The organism is Acinetobacter sp. YH12052 (assembly GCF_013419835.1).
Lineage (GTDB): Bacteria > Pseudomonadota > Gammaproteobacteria > Pseudomonadales > Moraxellaceae > Acinetobacter > Acinetobacter amyesii.
In genome coordinates this window covers 1-18,284 of the sequence record NZ_VOZI01000004.1, presented here as the reverse complement: position 1 = coordinate 18,284, position 18,284 = coordinate 1, and the positions used below count along the sequence as shown (strand labels likewise).

The 18,284-nt window shown below is 39.8% G+C and carries 15 protein-coding genes, 1 tRNA gene and 1 pseudogene; 5 read left to right on the top strand and 12 right to left on the bottom strand.

Annotated elements, in window-relative coordinates; translation table 11 throughout:
• Positions 1–566 precede the first annotated feature (566 nt).
• From FTU06_RS03740 to sdhC, 4 genes are read right to left on the bottom strand one after another with little or no spacing between them, the layout of a single operon-like run.
• Complete coding sequence (locus FTU06_RS03740) at positions 567–1,274, bottom strand: succinate dehydrogenase iron-sulfur subunit (RefSeq protein WP_078189905.1); 708 nt, start codon at positions 1,272–1,274, stop codon at positions 567–569.
• Positions 1,275–1,288: 14 nt separating this feature from the next.
• Entirely contained in the window at positions 1,289–3,187 is a 1,899-nt protein-coding gene (gene sdhA / locus FTU06_RS03735) for a succinate dehydrogenase flavoprotein subunit (protein WP_180007470.1), read from the bottom strand.
• Between the two features lie 12 nt (positions 3,188–3,199).
• Complete coding sequence (gene sdhD, locus FTU06_RS03730) at positions 3,200–3,565, bottom strand: succinate dehydrogenase, hydrophobic membrane anchor protein (RefSeq protein WP_078189907.1); 366 nt, start codon at positions 3,563–3,565, stop codon at positions 3,200–3,202.
• Positions 3,565–3,963, bottom strand: coding sequence for a succinate dehydrogenase, cytochrome b556 subunit (sdhC, locus tag FTU06_RS03725; RefSeq protein WP_078192993.1), 399 nt, complete (start codon positions 3,961–3,963; stop codon positions 3,565–3,567). Before sdhC ends, sdhD begins: the two co-directional genes overlap by 1 nt.
• 1,026 nt (positions 3,964–4,989) lie before the next feature.
• On the opposite strand from sdhC, the gene gltA reads away from it, so the two are divergent.
• Complete coding sequence (gene gltA / locus FTU06_RS03720) at positions 4,990–6,267, top strand: citrate synthase (RefSeq protein ID WP_078189909.1); 1,278 nt, start codon at positions 4,990–4,992, stop codon at positions 6,265–6,267.
• Between the two features lie 334 nt (positions 6,268–6,601).
• On the opposite strand, the gene FTU06_RS03715 is transcribed toward gltA, so the two are convergent.
• From FTU06_RS03715 to FTU06_RS03695, 5 genes are all read right to left on the bottom strand, one after another.
• The gene (locus tag FTU06_RS03715; protein WP_373684686.1) at positions 6,602–8,242 is read right to left on the bottom strand and encodes a flavin-containing monooxygenase; all 1,641 of its coding nucleotides are present in this window, start codon (positions 8,240–8,242) and stop codon (positions 6,602–6,604) included.
• Complete coding sequence (locus FTU06_RS03710) at positions 8,239–9,105, bottom strand: SDR family NAD(P)-dependent oxidoreductase (RefSeq protein WP_180145019.1); 867 nt, start codon at positions 9,103–9,105, stop codon at positions 8,239–8,241. The genes FTU06_RS03715 and FTU06_RS03710 overlap by 4 nt, the downstream gene beginning before the upstream one ends.
• Positions 9,106–9,117: 12 nt before the next feature.
• Positions 9,118–10,074, bottom strand: a complete 957-nt coding sequence (locus FTU06_RS03705; RefSeq protein WP_180145016.1) for a metal-dependent hydrolase — start codon at positions 10,072–10,074, stop codon at positions 9,118–9,120.
• Between the two features lie 241 nt (positions 10,075–10,315).
• Positions 10,316–11,752: a VWA domain-containing protein gene (locus tag FTU06_RS03700; protein WP_180145013.1), complete on the bottom strand. Its 1,437-nt coding sequence runs from the start codon at positions 11,750–11,752 to the stop codon at positions 10,316–10,318.
• A complete protein-coding gene (locus tag FTU06_RS03695; protein WP_373683923.1) occupies positions 11,740–13,377 on the bottom strand; it encodes an AAA family ATPase in 1,638 nt (545 codons plus the stop codon). Before FTU06_RS03695 ends, FTU06_RS03700 begins: the two co-directional genes overlap by 13 nt.
• Positions 13,378–13,407: 30 nt before the next feature.
• On the opposite strand from FTU06_RS03695, the gene FTU06_RS03690 reads away from it, so the two are divergent.
• Together FTU06_RS03690 and FTU06_RS03685 are read left to right on the top strand one after the other, a co-directional pair.
• On the top strand, positions 13,408–13,920 hold the full coding sequence (locus FTU06_RS03690; protein ID WP_180089236.1) for a hypothetical protein: 513 nt from the start codon (positions 13,408–13,410) through the stop codon (positions 13,918–13,920).
• Positions 13,921–14,294: 374 nt separating this feature from the next.
• On the top strand, positions 14,295–15,920 hold the full coding sequence (locus tag FTU06_RS03685) for an NAD+ synthase (RefSeq protein ID WP_180089237.1): 1,626 nt from the start codon (positions 14,295–14,297) through the stop codon (positions 15,918–15,920).
• Positions 15,921–16,186: 266 nt separating this feature from the next.
• Here FTU06_RS03685 and FTU06_RS03680 read toward each other — a convergent pair.
• Positions 16,187–16,263: transfer RNA gene (locus FTU06_RS03680), tRNA-Met, on the bottom strand.
• A gap of 167 nt (positions 16,264–16,430) precedes the next feature.
• Between FTU06_RS03680 and FTU06_RS03675 the strand changes: the two genes are divergently transcribed.
• Both FTU06_RS03675 and FTU06_RS03670 read left to right on the top strand, forming a co-directional pair.
• Entirely contained in the window at positions 16,431–16,847 is a 417-nt protein-coding gene (locus tag FTU06_RS03675; RefSeq protein ID WP_180063456.1) for a hypothetical protein, read from the top strand.
• A gap of 293 nt (positions 16,848–17,140) precedes the next feature.
• On the top strand, positions 17,141–17,581 hold the full coding sequence (locus FTU06_RS03670) for a universal stress protein (protein WP_078189919.1): 441 nt from the start codon (positions 17,141–17,143) through the stop codon (positions 17,579–17,581).
• Positions 17,582–17,690: 109 nt separating this feature from the next.
• Here the strand turns inward: FTU06_RS03670 and FTU06_RS03665 are convergent, their stop codons facing one another.
• Positions 17,691–18,008, bottom strand: coding sequence for an MGMT family protein (locus FTU06_RS03665; protein ID WP_180011029.1), 318 nt, complete (start codon positions 18,006–18,008; stop codon positions 17,691–17,693).
• Positions 18,009–18,115: 107 nt separating this feature from the next.
• Positions 18,116–18,284, bottom strand: a pseudogene (locus FTU06_RS03660) (IS5/IS1182 family transposase); the annotation flags it as partial.

The window sequence follows — 18,284 nt, the reverse complement described above, 5'->3', positions numbered from 1 at the left end:
TTAGAAAAAATAAAATTTGCACCATTATCTTTTCTAAAGCGACTTTATTAACATTTATATACCGTCTACAGCGCTTAAATTGTAGAAAAAATGTACCTAATTCAAAGTCATTTTTTACATATAGTGATGCTTTAAATGCTAACACGTTCGAGCATTTTCAATTGATTTTTTTGACACATACCTCTCATAAATTAGCGAAATACACTGTTTGTATTTTCATCTATGATATGGTGCTACATATAAAATGATCTTTCAATTAAGACAAAAGTCTACGTTCGATTTTTCCCTCATCTCATATACAAAAACAAAAGAGAGCTGACATTCCTATCCTCTCTCTTTTTACTACGTTACATAATAACATCTTCTAATCCTTTTGACAGACTTGAACGAGCGTTTCATCAATAAATAACCATTTATCTATCGCTTTATACCTTTAATTCACTACGTTTCTATTAAATCCATTTAAAGCAGTCAGCAATGACAGTGAATAACTTTCACTATCATCACTTTTATATATGACAAAAAAAGCGCACCCAATGGTGCGCTTCTTTTAACTGCTAAATCTATTAACCTAGATCTAAAAGCATATTACGGATGTGACCGATTGCTTTAGTTGGGTTAAGACCCTTAGGACATACAGATACACAGTTCATGATACCTTTACAACGGAACAATGAGAATGGGTCGTCAAGACGAGCCAAACGCTCTTGAGTTGCTGTATCACGAGAGTCAATGATGAAGCGATATGCGTTCAACAATGCTGATGGACCCAAGAACTTGTCTGGGTTCCACCAGAATGATGGGCATGAAGTTGAACAACATGCACAAAGAATACATTCGTACAAACCATCTAAGTGTTCACGCTCTTCAGGAGACTGCAAACGCTCTTTAGGAGGCGCAGGCTGATTGTTGATTAGGAACGGATGGATTTTATTGTACTGATCGTAGAACTGATTCATATCTACAACCAAGTCTTTAATAACTGGAAGACCTGGAAGTGGACGAATTGTAATCACTTCTGGTAAGTCGTTTAGGTTCCAAAGACACGCTAAACCATTTTTACCATTGATGTTTACACCATCAGAACCACAAATACCTTCACGACATGAACGACGGAATGTTAATGATTCGTCTTGTACTTTTAATGCTAGAAGCGCATCAAGCAACATACGGTGCTTGTCAGTCAACTCTAGTTTAAAAGTTTGCATGTACGGAGCTGCATCCTTATCAGGATCGTAGCGGTAGATATTAAATGTACGAGTACCTCTACTCATCTTACTTCTCCCAATTAGAATGTACGTGGTTTAGGCGGAATAGCATCTACAGATAAAGGCTTGTAACGTACTGGCTTGTACTCAAGACGGTTATCTACAGAGAACCATAAAGTGTGTTTCATCCACTCATCATCACGACGACCGTATGGGTAGTCAGCATGATCAGGTGGTAATTCAAAATCTACCACTGTATGCGCACCACGACATTCTTTACGTGCAGCCGCAGAAATCAGTGTCGCTTTCGCAACTTCATACAGGTTTTCAACTTCTAGAGCTTCAACACGCGCTGTGTTAAATACTTTAGATTTGTCTTTCAAGTGAATGTTACGTACACGTGGTTCGATCGCAAGAATCTGTTTCACACCCTCTTCAAGAAGTGCAGATGTACGGAATACACCAGCGTGATCTTGAACGATGTCACGGATTGCATCTGCAACTTCTTGAGCATTTTCACCAGAAGTTGATTCATCAAGATGACGAACACGATTCAAAGTTTTTTCAAGAACAGTTGTAGGAAGCGGTGCATATTCATCACCGTGGTGTTTAGTTACATAGTCAACAATATGTTCACCAGCAGCTTTACCAAATACAACCAAGTCAAGCAATGAGTTTGTACCTAGACGGTTAGCACCGTGTACAGATACACATGAACATTCACCAATTGCATAGAAACCTTTCACTGGTTTAGTGAAATCACGGTCACCCGCATTGTGTGAGTACACACCAGTTTCTTTATTGTAGTTCGCAACCAAAGCTTCAGTTTCACGAGATACAGGAACAACCACTTGACCATGAATATTTGTAGGAATACCACCCATTTGGTAATGGATTGTAGGTACTACAGGAATTGGCTCTTTAGTGATGTCAACGTTCGCGAATTTCTTACCAATCTCAAATACAGATGGAAGACGTTTCATGATTGTTTCAGCACCAAGATGCGTCATATCAAGCAAGATGTAGTCTTTCTTAGGACCACAGCCACGACCTTCTTTAATTTCTTGGTCCATTGAACGTGATACGAAGTCACGAGGTGCCAAGTCTTTAAGTGTCGGAGCATAACGTTCCATGAACGGCTCACCAGCATCGTTACGAAGGATCGCACCTTCACCACGACAACCTTCTGTCAACAATACGCCTGCGCCCGCAACACCTGTTGGGTGGAATTGCCAGAATTCCATATCTTGCAATGGAATACCTGCACGAGCTGCCATACCAAGACCGTCACCAGTATTGATATAAGCGTTAGTAGATGCACGGTAAACACGACCAGCACCACCAGTAGCGAACAATGTTGCTTTACCTTGGAATACTGCAATTTTACCTGTTTCTTGGTCAATTGCTGTCACACCAAGCACATCACCCTCTTCATTACGGATCAAATCAAGTGCGATCCATTCAACGAAGAATTGAGTACCCATTTTCACGTTGCTTTGATAAAGCGTGTGAAGAAGTGCGTGACCTGTACGATCGGCAGCAGCACATGCACGTGGAACTGGTTTTTCACCATAGTTCGCAGCATGACCACCAAACGGACGTTGGTAAATTGTACCGTCAGCATTACGGTCAAATGGCATACCTAGGTGTTCAAGTTCATATACAACTTGAGGCGCTTCACGAGTCATGAACTCAATTGCGTCTTGGTCACCTAACCAGTCAGAACCTTTAACTGTGTCGTAGAAGTGGTAGTGCCAGTTATCTTCTTGCATATTACCAAGAGATGCACCAATACCACCCTGCGCTGCAACAGTGTGTGAACGAGTTGGGAATACTTTAGTTAGTACAGCAACTTTCAAACCAGCTTGAGCAAGTTGGTAAGAAGCACGCATACCTGAACCACCACCACCAACGATGACTGCATCGAAAGTTTGGTGTGGAATATTTGTGTAATCTTCTTTAGGGGTTATAGCGCCCATGATATCTTCCTATCAATTTGCCCAAAAAATCTGGATCGCCCAGATCGCGTATGCAAATACTGCAACAATCACTGCAGAAGTCAACACTAAACGCAGACCGTTTGCTGAAGGACCCATTTGACGAGTAGTCACATAGTCAGTGAATACTTGCCACATACCAATCCAAGCATGCGCAACAAGAGATAAGACAGACAATAAAGATAAAATCTTCATTGGTGTTGTCATCATAAAGCCATACCATTGCTCAAAAGTGAATCCGCTATTGCAAAGGATCCAGCCCAGTACAACAATAGTATAAACAGCCAATACAACGGCACTTACACGTTGGATAAACCAATCGCGTGAACCTGATCCTGTTAAACCTGTAGCACTTTTCATTAGAGAACAATCCATACAAATGCTGCAACAATACCGATTGCAGACAAGATCAATGAAATAGTAGCTGCGATACGACCACTTTGAAGTTCTTCAGCAACGCCAAGATCTGCAAATAGATGCTTGATACCACCGATAAGGTGATAAATTAAGCCGGCTACAAATACCCATACGACAAAACGCACAATAAAGCTATCAAACACAGCTTGAACTTGCGCAAAACCTTCAGGTGAAGATAAAGATTTGTCTAAAATCCAAAGAAGGACCGGTACGAGTAAAAATACGATAACACCTGATAGACGGTGTAAAATTGATGCAATAGCCACAGGGGATTTTAAGTTTACGTCTAAAACTTGACCCATGGACAAATTGACAGGTCTGTTGCTTTTCACAGCGGGCATCCTGTAAGTAAAAACTCCATCCGGAGTTTGTTGGAATTAATTCGTAGGAAAGCTAGCATAGTCAGACATTACAATATAATAAACTCTGCAGCTGTCTGATCTTATAAACGACAGGGAATTATAAAACGTGAACTTTCAAAACACAAACGAAGACAATTAGGAATTTTGCAAAATATCCTTAAATAAGAATCATTAACAATAACTTTTCTAAAAACAAATACCTTATTTATCTAAGAAAATCAGACTATCTTGTTGGTTTTAATCAGTTAAATATAAATTTAACTTATTGTTTTTGTGTGTATATAGCGATTTAAACTTTTAGACTAAAGATGAACAAATCTAAATCTTTCTTTTCCCACTACATTTTAAAATCTTCCAACACATTCGCCAAGCCATAATCATAAAAATAAATGTGCATCATTTTCTCAAATGATAAAACTCAAAGATCATGAAACGAAATAAGAACTTAGTCTGTGCATAAAATCTCAGCAGCAGCAAATCTGTTTAATAAAACGCCATTTTTTACCTTTCAAATGACAAAAATGATCATTTATTAAGCTTTTAAAGGCGTTTAATTAACTATTTTTTAACCAAACGAACTTTTTTTTAAGGGCGATTAAGTCGTTTTAATTATGAATAAGAAAACAGCAATTTAGAACCACAGATGTATGTAAGTTACGAAAATTATAATAATTTAATGAAATAGCGGTCTTGTAATTCATATTTGTTTCAGAGTTTTTAAGAATTAAAAATTGCTTACAATTAAGGCAATAGGCTTTTTTTAATCTGCACCTCCCCTGCAATTTGACTTATTATACTGCGTCGGCACTGTGATTTTACTCATTTTTTAAGCGGATGAATTGTGCTTCATTCCAAGGAATGATCCTCAATTTATATCCATAAGTATAATTGACAAAATTTCAGTTCCCTCTAATCTTAGAGCAAATTTTTGATCTGTCTGATTCTCGCATTAAAAGATTAGTACTGAGTCAGATAAAACATTCACCAGGACAGGAGATCTATTGAATGTCTGAAGCAACTGGCAAAAAAGCCGTTTTACAGCTTGATGGCAAAGAAATTGACTTACCAATTTACAGTGGCACTCTAGGCCCAGATGTAATTGACGTTAAAGATGTGTTGGCCGCAGGTCACTTTACTTTTGATCCTGGTTTTGTCTCAACGGCTGCTTGTGAATCTAAAATCACTTTCATTGACGGCGGTAAAGGTGTTCTTCTACACCGTGGCTACCCAATCGACCAGCTTGCTACTAAAGCAGACTACTTAGAAACTTGCTACCTTCTTTTGAACGGCGAGCTTCCTACTGCTGAACAAAAACAAGAATTCGATGCTAAAGTTCGTAACCACACTATGGTTCACGATCAAGTTGGCCGTTTCTTCAATGGTTTCCGTCGTGACGCTCACCCTATGGCGATCATGTGTGGTGTTGTTGGTGCGCTTTCTGCGTTCTATCACAACGGTTTCGATGTTGAAAACATTGACCACCGCGAAATCACTGCTATTCGCTTAATCGCTAAAGTTCCTACTTTAGCTGCTTGGACTTACAAATACACAGTAGGCCAACCATTCGTTTACCCACGTAACGACTTAAGCTACGCAGAAAACTTCTTGTACATGATGTTTGCTACTCCTGCAGACCGTGATTACAAAGTTGACCCTATTCTTGCTAAAGCAATGGACCGTATCTTCACGCTTCATGCTGACCACGAACAAAACGCGTCTACTTCTACAGTACGTCTTGCTGGTTCTACTGGCGCTAACCCATACGCATGTATCGCTGCGGGTATCGCGGCTCTATGGGGGCCTGCTCACGGCGGCGCGAACGAAGCTGTTCTTAAGATGCTTGACGAAATCGGCACTGTAGAAAACGTTGCTCCGTTCATGGAAAAAGTGAAAACTAAAGAAGTTAAACTTATGGGCTTCGGTCACCGAGTTTACAAAAACTTCGATCCACGTGCGAAAGTAATGAAAGAGACTTGTGACGAAGTGTTAACTGCACTTGGTATCAACGATCCACAACTTGCTTTGGCTATGGAACTTGAACGTATTGCGCTTTCTGACGAATACTTCATCAAACGTAACCTATACCCTAACGTAGACTTCTACTCAGGTATCATCCTTAAAGCGATTGGTATCCCAACAGAAATGTTTACTGTAATCTTCGCTCTTGCACGTACTGTTGGTTGGATCAGCCACTGGTTAGAAATGCACAGCGCACCTTACAAAATCGGTCGTCCTCGTCAGCTTTACACTGGCGAAACTCAACGCGATATCCAAGGTCGTTAATTCGAAAGAATTGTGCGAATCTAAAAACCGTCCTTTTGGGGCGGTTTTTTTATGCAGCTAGATTTATTTTGCACTTTAAAACAGCCCCATCTGACTGAATTTTCCTGCTCAATCATTAGATAAAACGATGCCTCACAAGCTATAAAGTATGGTGTATATTGCAGAATGTATTTTAAATCGCCATTTTCTAGACAATCGCACACTGCTTCATCAGATATCGTCATAAAAAAAGCCTAATTTCACGTAGAAATTAGGCTGTAAACAAAAGGTTTAAATATTGATGATGCTTTATTTTAGCTTATAAAGTTAAGTAACTTTTATTAAGCAACCTTCTTCAAGCAACCGACTCATAGTCTGTCAAGTCCACCTGTTTAAGACGCTGCTTTAACTGTTTCAGTGACCACGGCCAAGCTGCAAAATTGCGCCCATTGGCATCTAAGTAATAACTCTTACAACCACCACTATTAAAGACTGTAGTCTGTAAATGCGTCTGTACTTTTGCATTGTGATAGGCCAATACATTTGGCTTAATTTCAAGCCGTTGTATCTTCTCTTGTTTCATTTTTACCAAGGCATCGACGATATACCCAACCTGTGCTTCTGCAATCCCAATAAATGAGTCATAAACCAAAATATTTGGCCCGAGCACCAAGAAGGCATTAGGTACTTGCGCGATACTGGTACCCAAAAACGCTTCAGGAGAGCTGTTTTTCCAAAGTTCTGACAATAACTCCCCTTTGGCATTTTTTACACGTTGTCCAATCGGCGGATGAGAAACTTCAAAACCCGTACCCCAAATAATGACATCGACTTCATGACGTTCACCATTTGCAGCAATAACAGTATTACCTTCTATTTCAACTAAACCATGTGGTACAAGTTCGACATTGGCTTGCTGCAAAGCAGGATAATAGTTATTGGCAAATAAAAGACGCTTACAACCAATAGAAAAGTTTGGTGTAACTTTTTCACGTAATTCAGCATCTTGAATTTGTGTTTTTAACAACTGACGACCCAAATAATTCACAGGCTCTAAAAGCGAAGGATTACGTAGTCCTAAATTAATACCATTTAATATACCGGCCACACTTTTGCGCCAAGTTTCTTGTACTGTTGGAAAGCGGGTAATGATGCCTTTCGCACGGTCATTCAGTGGCAAATCTGCTTTTGGCAATACCCATGGTGCGGTACGTTGAAACACCACCACATTTTTGGCAATAGGTTGAATCTGAGGAATAAACTGAATCGCAGATGCCCCCGTACCAATCACCGCAATACGTTTATCTTTTAAGTCATAGGCATGGTTCCATCGCGCAGAATGGAACATTTCACCTTCAAAGCTTTCAATACCTTTAATTTTTGGAATTTGAGGTTCAGTAATCGGCCCAGTTGAAAAAATTACCGTTCTCGCGGCATACTTACCTTTGCTCGTCTCCAATTGCCATTGCTTTAATTGCTCATTCCATTCCGCTGCAATCAATTCACAATTGAACTGAATGTTACGATAAAGCCCATGCTGCTCTGCCACATCCTCTAAGTAGTTCAGAATCTCAGGTTGCTTGGCAAATAAATGACTCCATTTATGACTCGGCGCAAATGAAAAAGAATACAACGCCGAAGGAACATCACATCCACAACCTAGATAGGTGTTGTCGCGCCATGTTCCTCCCACGCGATTGGCTTTTTCTAAAACCACATAATCGGTATAACCCCGTTCATTCATTTGATGAGCAGCAGCTAAACCTGATATCCCCGCACCAATCACAATGGTATCGTAGACACGCACTTGATTTTCTACGCTTGGTTTTTCTAGGCTAGGCTCTGCCTCTGATTGGTCTTGTACTGCTTTTTTTGCTTTGGCAGAAGACGTTATAGTACGACGTGCATTAGTTTGCGTTGTTGCCTTTTTAGTTTGAGTTTTCTCTTGATCTAATGCTTTTACATCTTCGTCATGTAATTGTGTCGGCATGTTCATGCTTTTGCTCCCGACTTTTTAATATAGTTGTTAAATAAGGGATAACCCCCCCCCAATAAGCGGGTATAGGTTTGCGGGGATAGACGCTTTAACCACCAAAATAATTTGGCATCAGGTTGCGGAATGGTATACAACTTTCCTGCATCTAAATTATTCAATGTCAAATCGACGACATCGTGGCTCGTCGTAAATGCATGATTCATCAGCAATTGATCGGCTAAGCCTGAATATCGATTGGGCAAGCGACCATTTTTCATAATATTGGTTGGCACCAAGGTTGGGCACAGCACATTCACACGGATATTTGCCGATCGCAGCTCAGCCGATAAAGTTTCAGACAAAGCCAACACACTCGACTTCGTCACGTTATATGCTGTCATTTCTGGTGCAGCAGTATATGCCGCAGCAGAAGCAACATTAATAATCGCGCCACCCTGCTTATTTTGTTTCAACTTGGGTACAAAATAATGGCAGCCATGCACCACACCCCACAAATTGACATGCATACACCACTGCCAGTCATCTAAACTCAGCTCATCAAATTTACCACCCAGCCCGACGCCTGCATTGTTGATCACCAAAGTCACAGCATGTCCCATCAACTGCTCGGCTTGCTCTGACAGCGCTTTAACTTCTTCAGCCTTACCGACATCACACTGCACCGCATAAGCATTTGATGAGGTCATGGATTGAATTTGATCCACCATTTCTTGCGCTACCTCTAAATGAATATCGGCACAGACCACTGTTCCGCCACGACGAGCCAACTCCAAAGCGAAACTTCGCCCAATACCACTGCCTGCACCTGTGACCACCGCATAGGCATTTTCACTTGGCTTGTTCTTTTTTCCAAATAGACCCATGGTTTTGTCCTTTTATCGTTTTAATGCTGGGGTAAATTCTTTGACAAAATATGGTGTCAACACGCCATCAACAGGGTTCAACAAACGCTTTTTGTAATATTCAAGAAATGCAGAAGTGTTATGATCATTTGGGTGAAAACTTGGTCGTAAATAATCAAAAATATGCCCGAGGCTGCTGCCATAAACACCATCTCTTAGACCAAAAATCAGTTGGAAACTGCGCGGAACATCTTTCCAGTAGCTTAGGCTAATCAAATTTGATGGCTTTCTGTAGAAAGGGACAATCGAAGCGCCAATTGAAATCAAACCCAAAATGGTAATTAATGCAGGGAAAAAGCCAGCAATACGTAAAGCATAATTACCTGATAATTCTTGATAAACATCATAGGCAATGTCTTTGTGTTCAGACTCTTCCAACATATGCCACATCCAAATAGCGCGCTGCTTTTCATCTATTGAATTAAAAAAGATTTCTTCATGATTCATCATGTATTCCGCAAGCACTGCGGTGAAATGCTCAATTGCTGCCATTAAGGATAACTTCATTGGCTGTGGCATACGTTCAAAACCATAGGTAAAGACGTAGTGTTCTAACTTTCTAAAAAATTGCACAGGCAGATTTCTTGCGCGATACGCTTCATTCATTTCTTCATGCATACGTGAATGAATGGCCTCTTGTCCAATCAACGACGTGACACGTTGTCTTAATACAGGATCTTGAATAAAGTCGCGATGATATCGAGCAGTATCAATCACTAAATCTTCGCCCCGGGTTAAGAAAATAGATAAAGATGCAAAATAGGCACTGGCCAATTCTGCATTCATATAAAATTTTGGATCAATTTTTTCTGGTTCGAAATCAAATTTCATATGACGAATAGGAACAACGGCAGACTGTTTTGTTGGGTCAAAGACAGGGCCTGCAAATACGCGTGCTAAAGTTTTTTTTATCGGTTGAAAAGCGCTCATGATTTTGCTCTCAATTTGGGTGTTTCCCCTTCATTGACTTCATGTCGATTAAAGTAAAAACACATAGATTGAGGATCAAATTAAGTGAGATAGATCACTAGGCCATTAGCAAAACCGACCTCTAGATTTGCAAAAATGCTCAAATATTTTCTTTGTCAGACAATCTTTAAAACATCAATGCTGTATGGCTCAAAAGCTTGTCATTAAAGGTCATGGCGTATTTTTTTGTGAGGGACGATTATTAGATTTTTTGCACTTCGCCAGTCGCAGATTGATAGATCCATTGATAATCAAACAGGCTGTCGTCTAAATGATCCAGTTTAAAATTACCGATAGCCACAGCATAGAATCCATTGCCCTGCTGCTTAAAATGTGTGATCTCTTGCATGAGTTCTTCAGTCAGTTGACCCATAATAAAGTCGGAAATCACTACCACATCGGCATGTACAAAATTCGGTTGTTTCAGCATGTCCACGGCATGATTCATCGCAGGGATAATATCTGTTCCCCCATGAAATGACTGCCCTAAAAAGTGAATGACATCATCCAAAGCGCTGTTACAGTGTAAATTCAGCGCGGTTAAATTGGTCGAGAAATTCACCAAATACATCGCTCGCTTTTCTTTTAGCGCTCGAATAGATAAATACAAACAAATCGCTTTGGAAATCAGTTCGGGTTGCCCATTCATTGAGCCACTGGTATCTAAGCAGACAATCATCGGGCCTTTTTGTCCGACTCGACGCTGTGTATGGCGTGGGTCTTCGATCACCCTTCCCTGTTGCTGCCCTTGTCGATTAAAACTCATCAGGTTAGATTCTAAATATTTCAAATCAAATAAAACCTGCAAGTCTGGATCGGCTAATAGCGCCAACTCGCTAGGTAAAGCCATACTGATTTCTTGTGCCAATTTAATTCCAGTAATTTCCTCTTGCGCCATCGGGGTGTGAATAAGCTGCTGTGGCTCTTGTTCTAACTGAGCAGAAATCCGCTTACGTGGTATATTCGGCTGTGCGCTTCCGATCATTTGACATAAACGTTTAAGCGCCCGATCTTGCTCGAGATAATTCGCCCATTGCTCAAAGTTTTGTAAGTCTTGCGCAGTTAATTGCCCTTTGGAATAGTCCAGAAAAATCCCTGTTTCAAACCCGACACTGTCATGGTGCTTGACCATTTTCGACAATGTCGCGAGAAAATCTTTGATTTCATCTAAAAAGGCATCTCGTTGTAAACGGAGCTGCTCAAACTCCCAATGCGCAATGGCTTCGGTCAATTTGCGCTGCCATTTGCCTTTGAATAGCTCAATGTGTAATTGACGCTGCTGCTCGGTCAGCAACGACTGTTGGCTCTGTTGCCACATTTCAGTGAATTCTGGAATCCCCAAGGTTTGCATGAAGGCGGCATATTCAGTGTGGAATTGTACAAAATCACCCTGCTCCCAATGCTTTAACGCAAGCCAATGTTCCAATTGCTGCTGCGCCACTGCATAGGGATGCTGCTGATCTAAACTCGATTTTGCCTGAAAGGCCCATTCCTGAATTTTTTGATCGAGCTTTTTTGCCACTTTATGATCATCCAACCAATGTTTTAAGCTGGATTGTTTTAATTCATCATAAAGCTGCGAACTTAATTCATCGAGTGCCGATTGGGTTTGGTGTCTTGTCGGTTTTAATTGCGACATAACTGTTCCAGACGCTCACAATCTTGCAACTGCAACTGATATCGTGCCAATTGCTGCTCAATAGATTGAATCAAATGTTCAATATCCTGTTCAGTGACAAAGACCGATTTAAACTGATGTTTTTGACTGTTAAATCGTTCCGTTAACAGTTCCAATTCTGTTTGAAACTGTGCTTTGAGCTGTTGAACTTCGTGTAACAGCTCATATTGGCTTTGTGCTGAAAGAGAGCTGCGTGGACTACCTTTGGTATGTTTTATATACGGCGTCACCACTTCTTCTAAGCCGTAATAGCCACCTTTTAACGTACACACTCTTGAACCATTAAAATTACATACGATGCCACGCACTTCTTCACCGGTATCATCTAAGGCAAAGAAGTCCTTTTTCGTATCCATTTTATCCAGTTCGAGATACAACAGTTTATCTTTATAGTGTCGATCTAGATTGGTCACTGCACGCAAGTAATCAGTGCCATGAATTAAATAACTCTCATACACATCATCGGTATAATAAAAATGATTGAGCACCCGCTGTTCAAGTGCATCCTTCTCTGCCACATGTTGTTCGAATTGCAAACCGTAATTTAAGCCATTTTCAGCCAATACTTCATCTATCTGCTGCGAAACAAAAGCAATGTCTTCAGGCTGATTCCATAAGCAATGTTTTAAAATTAATAGATCACTCAAAATCACTGATGGACGATCATTTAAAAATGCACAGGCTTTGACTAAATAAGCCACACGTTGCCAACGACGGTCAGAGACATAGACCACGTGATCTTCAAAGTTATGGTTGAGTCGAGTTTTAAGTTGATCAAACAGATTTAAAATCGAAGCGGGTAATTCCACCTGATATATCTGTTCCCGCCAATCTTGCAACTCGGCTTTTTTTATTTTTAAGGTCGCATCGACTTCAACACTGACTTGACTCGGCTTGGCCTGTAATAGTGCATGAAAGTTTTCTGCAACAGCAATCGGCGGCACTTCTAAGCGCAAAATAAAACGATCATACAAGGCATCTAGACCTTGATTTGGTTCGGGAATTTCATTCGATGCACTGACCAAAACATTCAATGGAACTTTTTGGACAATGTCACCATTTTTAAAACTCCGCTCATTCACCAAGGTCAGTAAAGTATTTAAAATCGCAGGGCTGGCTTTCCAAATTTCATCTAAAAATGCAAAATCTGCCCGTGGTAAATAATGTTCTGTTTTACGAATGTATTGATCTTCTTTTAAGGCTTTAATCGATACTGGGCCAAAAATTTCTTCCGGCGTACTGAAACGATTCATCAAATATTCAAAATAGTCATGGACTTCAAAAGCAGAGGCGATTCGACGTGAAATCAAACTTTTTGCAGTGCCAGGCAAACCATATAAAAAGGTATTCATACCCGCAACACCAGCCAACAAACTCAAAGCAATAATCTGCTCACGTTCATACATATTTTTGCTGATTTCAGAAATTAAAGTATTGATCCGTGCTTGCATCTGACTATCTGTTTGACCGAAAACTAAATTGTAACGCCCTAACCGATTTTTCGCTGTAGCAGATGCAAAAATATCGCTTTTTAAATACAGCGCAACAGTGCGATATCTTTTTTTCAGGTTATAGTTAAACTGCACATCCCTTTAGAGATTTAGACACCTTTCATCATGTTGCCCTTTTTTCACACACTCATTCGACTATTAAAACTTGAAGGTTTTAAATATCGATCCCTCACGGCAGGTGAAATATCCATGTGTCGCAGTGTGTTTGGTGATTTGATTCAATATGAGCAAGTGAAAGTGATGAATCACCCTTTTTTGCCTTGGCAATCTGCGCAAGTGGTCATGGCGCCTCAGGGGTATATCCATGCACGAAATTTACTGTTTAAAGCGGACTATGCCAAAGCGTCCTTAGGATATCGCGCCCTGTTTATTCATGAGATGGCCCATGTTTATCAATACCAGCAGCAGATCAATGTTTTGGGTCGGGGTGCTGTTTTACAGATGGCGTATTTCTTTAGTTTTAAAAAATATAATCCTTACCGCTATACCCTCAAACCACACAAGGCATTTTTTGACTACAACATTGAGCAACAAGGTGACATTGCTCGTGACATCTATTTAAAGCGAATTAAAAATATTATTTTATATCCAGAACTTGTTCATCAAATTGAGCTGTAAAGCGTCAATGCTCTTTGACGAATATTTATAGATAAATTGAATATCGCCAGATCATTCTATTTCACGCTATTGCTCGACCATTGACGCTATTTTAAGTACAAAAAAACAGCATTAATATTTACTTTATGGCACATAAGCTCAGCTAGGCTTTTAAAAGCTATGAATACCTCTAGTATCTCGCTTAAATTCAGATAAAATAGGTTCACCTTATTTTTTTGCTTTGCATCAAAACAAGTGAATTATCATACGATGATGGTGTTTTGTTTTCGCCTTTCGGCAGTATTTTTCGTATCTAAATACACTCGCTGAATAATCACAATAATACAAATCAGTGTGTTAAGTGTATTCACCTATAGGAATAGGATTTAGTTGGAATGAATAGTTTTAAAATTGCACTTGCTCAGTTCTCTCCGCATATTGGTAACCTAGAATCAAACGCAGCAAAAATGCTTCAACAAGCCAATGCTGCAAAAGAACAGAATGCAGATATTATTGTTTTTCCGGAACTTTCTACAGTTGGTTATCCTGCTGAAGATTTATTATTACGTCCAAGTTTAAATAAACGTACACAGCAAGCTTTTGAACAATTGGCGAGCGTTAAGGACATCGTTTTAGTCTTTGGTTTTGTGAATCAAACTGAAGATGGTCAGCGCTATAACTCTGCTGCTGTCATGAAAAATGGTCAAGTTCTCGGGATTTACAATAAACAAAATCTTCCAAACTATAGCGTTTTTGATGAAAAACGTTATTTCAGTGAGGGTCATCAACACCTTGTCTTTGAATATTTAGGTCATAAGTTTGGTGTGTTGATTTGCGAAGATGTTTGGGCATTACCAACTGTTCAACAGCTTGCTCAGTTAAATGTTGAAACCGCTTTGGTGTTGAATGCTTCACCTTATGAAGTTGGTAAACCACAGCATCGCATTGAAACCATGGCTGCATTGACCAAACAATTGAACATCAATCTGGTTTACTGCAACCAAGTGGGCGGTCAAGACGACCTTGTCTTTGATGGCACAAGCTTTGTGATGAACAATTCAGGTGAAGTTGCGTTGCAAGCACCAAGTTTTGTTGAAGATCTATATATCGCAGAATACGATGCTGAACAAAAAGCCTTTAAAACAGGTGCAATCACGCCTGTATTAAATACCATGGCTGAAATCTACCAAAGCCTTGTAATCGCAACCCGTGACTACGTAAAACGTTCAGGCTTCCCTGGCGTGATTTTAGGTCTATCTGGAGGTATTGACTCAGCATTAACTTTAGCGATTGCTGCCGATGCGATTGGTGCAGATAAAGTTCAAGCGGTCATGATGCCATATACCTATACCGCGCAAATCAGCGTTGAAGATGCTGCTGAACAAGCCAAGAATATGGGCGTAACTTTTGGTATTGCCGAAATCAATCCAATTGTGAATGGCTTTATGCAAACCTTATTCCCTTTCTTTGGCGATGCACCGACTGATGCGACTGAAGAAAACCTACAAGCGCGTTCTCGTGGTACGTTGCTAATGGCCTTATCGAACAAGTTCGGCAATTTAGTCCTTTCTACAGGGAACAAGTCTGAATTATCTGTTGGCTACTGTACATTGTACGGTGACATGGTCGGTGGCTTTGCGGTTCTTAAAGACGTCTATAAAACGATTGTATTTGAACTAGCAAAATACCGTAACAGCATTTCAGAAACACCAGTGATCCCTGAACGTGTAATTACTCGTCCACCTTCTGCGGAACTTCGTCCAGATCAGAAAGACCAAGACTCATTACCTGAATATGATGTATTAGATGCCATCTTATATGCGTATATCGAAGAAGACATGAGCCAAGATGACATCATTGCCAAAGGTTTTGATGCTGAAGTGGTGAAAAAAGTCATCCGTTTGGTTGATCTAAACGAATACAAACGTCGCCAAGGTGCGATTGGTCCACGTATCAGCTCACGTGCATTTAGCCGTGAACGACGCTACCCAATCGTGAATGGTTGGAAACCGGGTATCTAATTACTTGATTCAAATCAAAAAAGCCCAGTTCTATAACTGGGCTTTTTTATAGGCGCAAAAAACACAGCAGTAAATATAAAAAGTAATTGAGATGTGTATTTCAAAAGTTGGGACATCAATTCATAACATCAAAGATTTGAGTTCTCTTTTATTTCTACATTAACATCGTAAATAGATTATTTTATTAGTGCTGTAATTATTTCAATCTATTTGACTTTTTCTAGACACAAAAAAAGAGACCAAGCTGAGAGCTTGGTCTATAAAAATGGTGGCTATGACGAGACTTGAACTTGTGACCCCCGCATTATGAGTGCGGTGCTCTAACCAACTGAGCTACATAGCCGTAAACTGTGGTGGCATTATCTAGATTTCACACATTATCGTCAAGCATTTTTGTTTGCAATTGTTCAGAGTTTAAACAAGCAAAGTTCAAGATGTTACTATTTAAGCAAATTATGCTATTTTTAGCCCTATTTACTATATTTTTTGATTAAAAATTAGAGTTTTATCATGCAATTCAATTCGATAAAAAAAGCCTGTCTGACCCTCAGCCTTGCCGTCATGACCTTAACGGGCTGCCAAATCGTCTCACCTATTTTTGTTGACTATAATGGTGTGCGACGTGATGTGGCGACTTGGATTAATAAACAGCCTTTACTGAGCATGCAACAAAAGCGCAGCATGGCTCAACTTAGCCGAGCACAGCAGCCTATCATTCGTCTCGACTTCAATGATCAGGAGAAATTAGTCAGTGTTGCTCGCGCCAATGAAGCTGCAATGTATTGTGCCAATCAGCATTTATCAGCACGACAGATTCAACGCCTGCAAAAACAGATCTTCCCTGAAGATGCGTTGCATAAATTAAGCTTGCTTGAGCAACAAACGTTGCATATTACCCTGACAGAGCAAGAAAAACAGTGTGATTGAAACCAAGTCAACTGATGGATGAATTATCTAGGCTCAATTTTTTCAGCACCAAATTGTCTTACAATCTAGACATAGCTGCTTACATTATTGAGCATTTTTGCTATCGCTAAGCATGGTGAAAACAAGTCCATATTTTTGCAATATTTTTATTACTAATTTCGCAATATCCTTATGAATTTACTTGGTTTTATTCCTAAATAAAAAAGCGTATGATGAAACTATGATCAATGTAAGTAGCGCTTTTTTTCAGGTTTTTCCATCCAAATTCAATTGATCAGATAAGGAGAAATAAGATGGCTTTAAATAATATTTTAGTTCCAGTGGACGGTTCAGAAACTTCTTATGCTGCGGTGGCTAAAGCTGTCGAGTTTGCAAAAACTTTTGGCAGTAAAATTACTGTGGTTCAAGTACTGACGCTCGATCCATATATTGCTGCAGAGTATATTTCAGCAGCGCAAACCAATGATTTAATTGAACGTGCTCGTGCATCGATTTTAAATACACTTGAAGAAGCAAAAGCGAAATTTTCAACTGAAGGTGTCACTGTTGAAACTCGCTTACTTGAAGGTCAAGTGGTGCATACTGAACTGGTTAAAGCTGCAGAAGAAACACATGCGGACTTGATTATTATTGGTTCACATGGCCGTACAGGGATCAAAAAATTCTTCTTGGGCAGCGTAGCTCAAAGCGTACTAGGTGCTTCAGACATTCCTGTTTTGGTTGTACGCAAATAAGCCATTAGATTTATAGCGTGAAATAAAAAGCCTTCTGATCCTAGAGGGCTTTTTATTGACTACTTCATCAATTATAAAATTATAATTCTATGTTTAAGGCAAGGATTTTTTAGGGTAACCATTGATATTGTTTCAATGAGATGCGTCCATTCACCACAAAGACATTTTCAGCTGCCAATTTCAATTGCTGGATATTTTCACCTTTTTCATTGCAACGCTGCGTGCTGATTTTTCCCTGAGCATTCACCACCCGATGCCATGGGATCGTTGATGTTGTATCTAGATGCTTTAGTACATAGCCAACCAGTCGTGCATGTTTCGGTAAACCCGCTAATTTGGCAATTTGTCCGTAAGTGGCAATCTTCGCCTGCGGTATCAATTGAATGACCGACAAAATTTGCGTTGCCAATTCATCACTCTGCTTCATCTGATCTCCTTTGAGCCGCATAAAAAAGAGAACCCGAAGGTTCTCTTTGATTAATACTTAATTTTGACAGATTAGGGTGTGTTGACATTTACAGCCGATAAATTGAGCTAAAGAGGCAACCATATAAATATACAAGCTAAAGCAACAGTGCTTTGATAGTTACGTTTTAGCTTATCGTATCTTGTGGCAATTCCTCTAAATTGTTTTAATCTACAAAATGCATTTTCAACTAAATGTCTGATTTTATACATATACCAGTCCATATCATCATTGCTA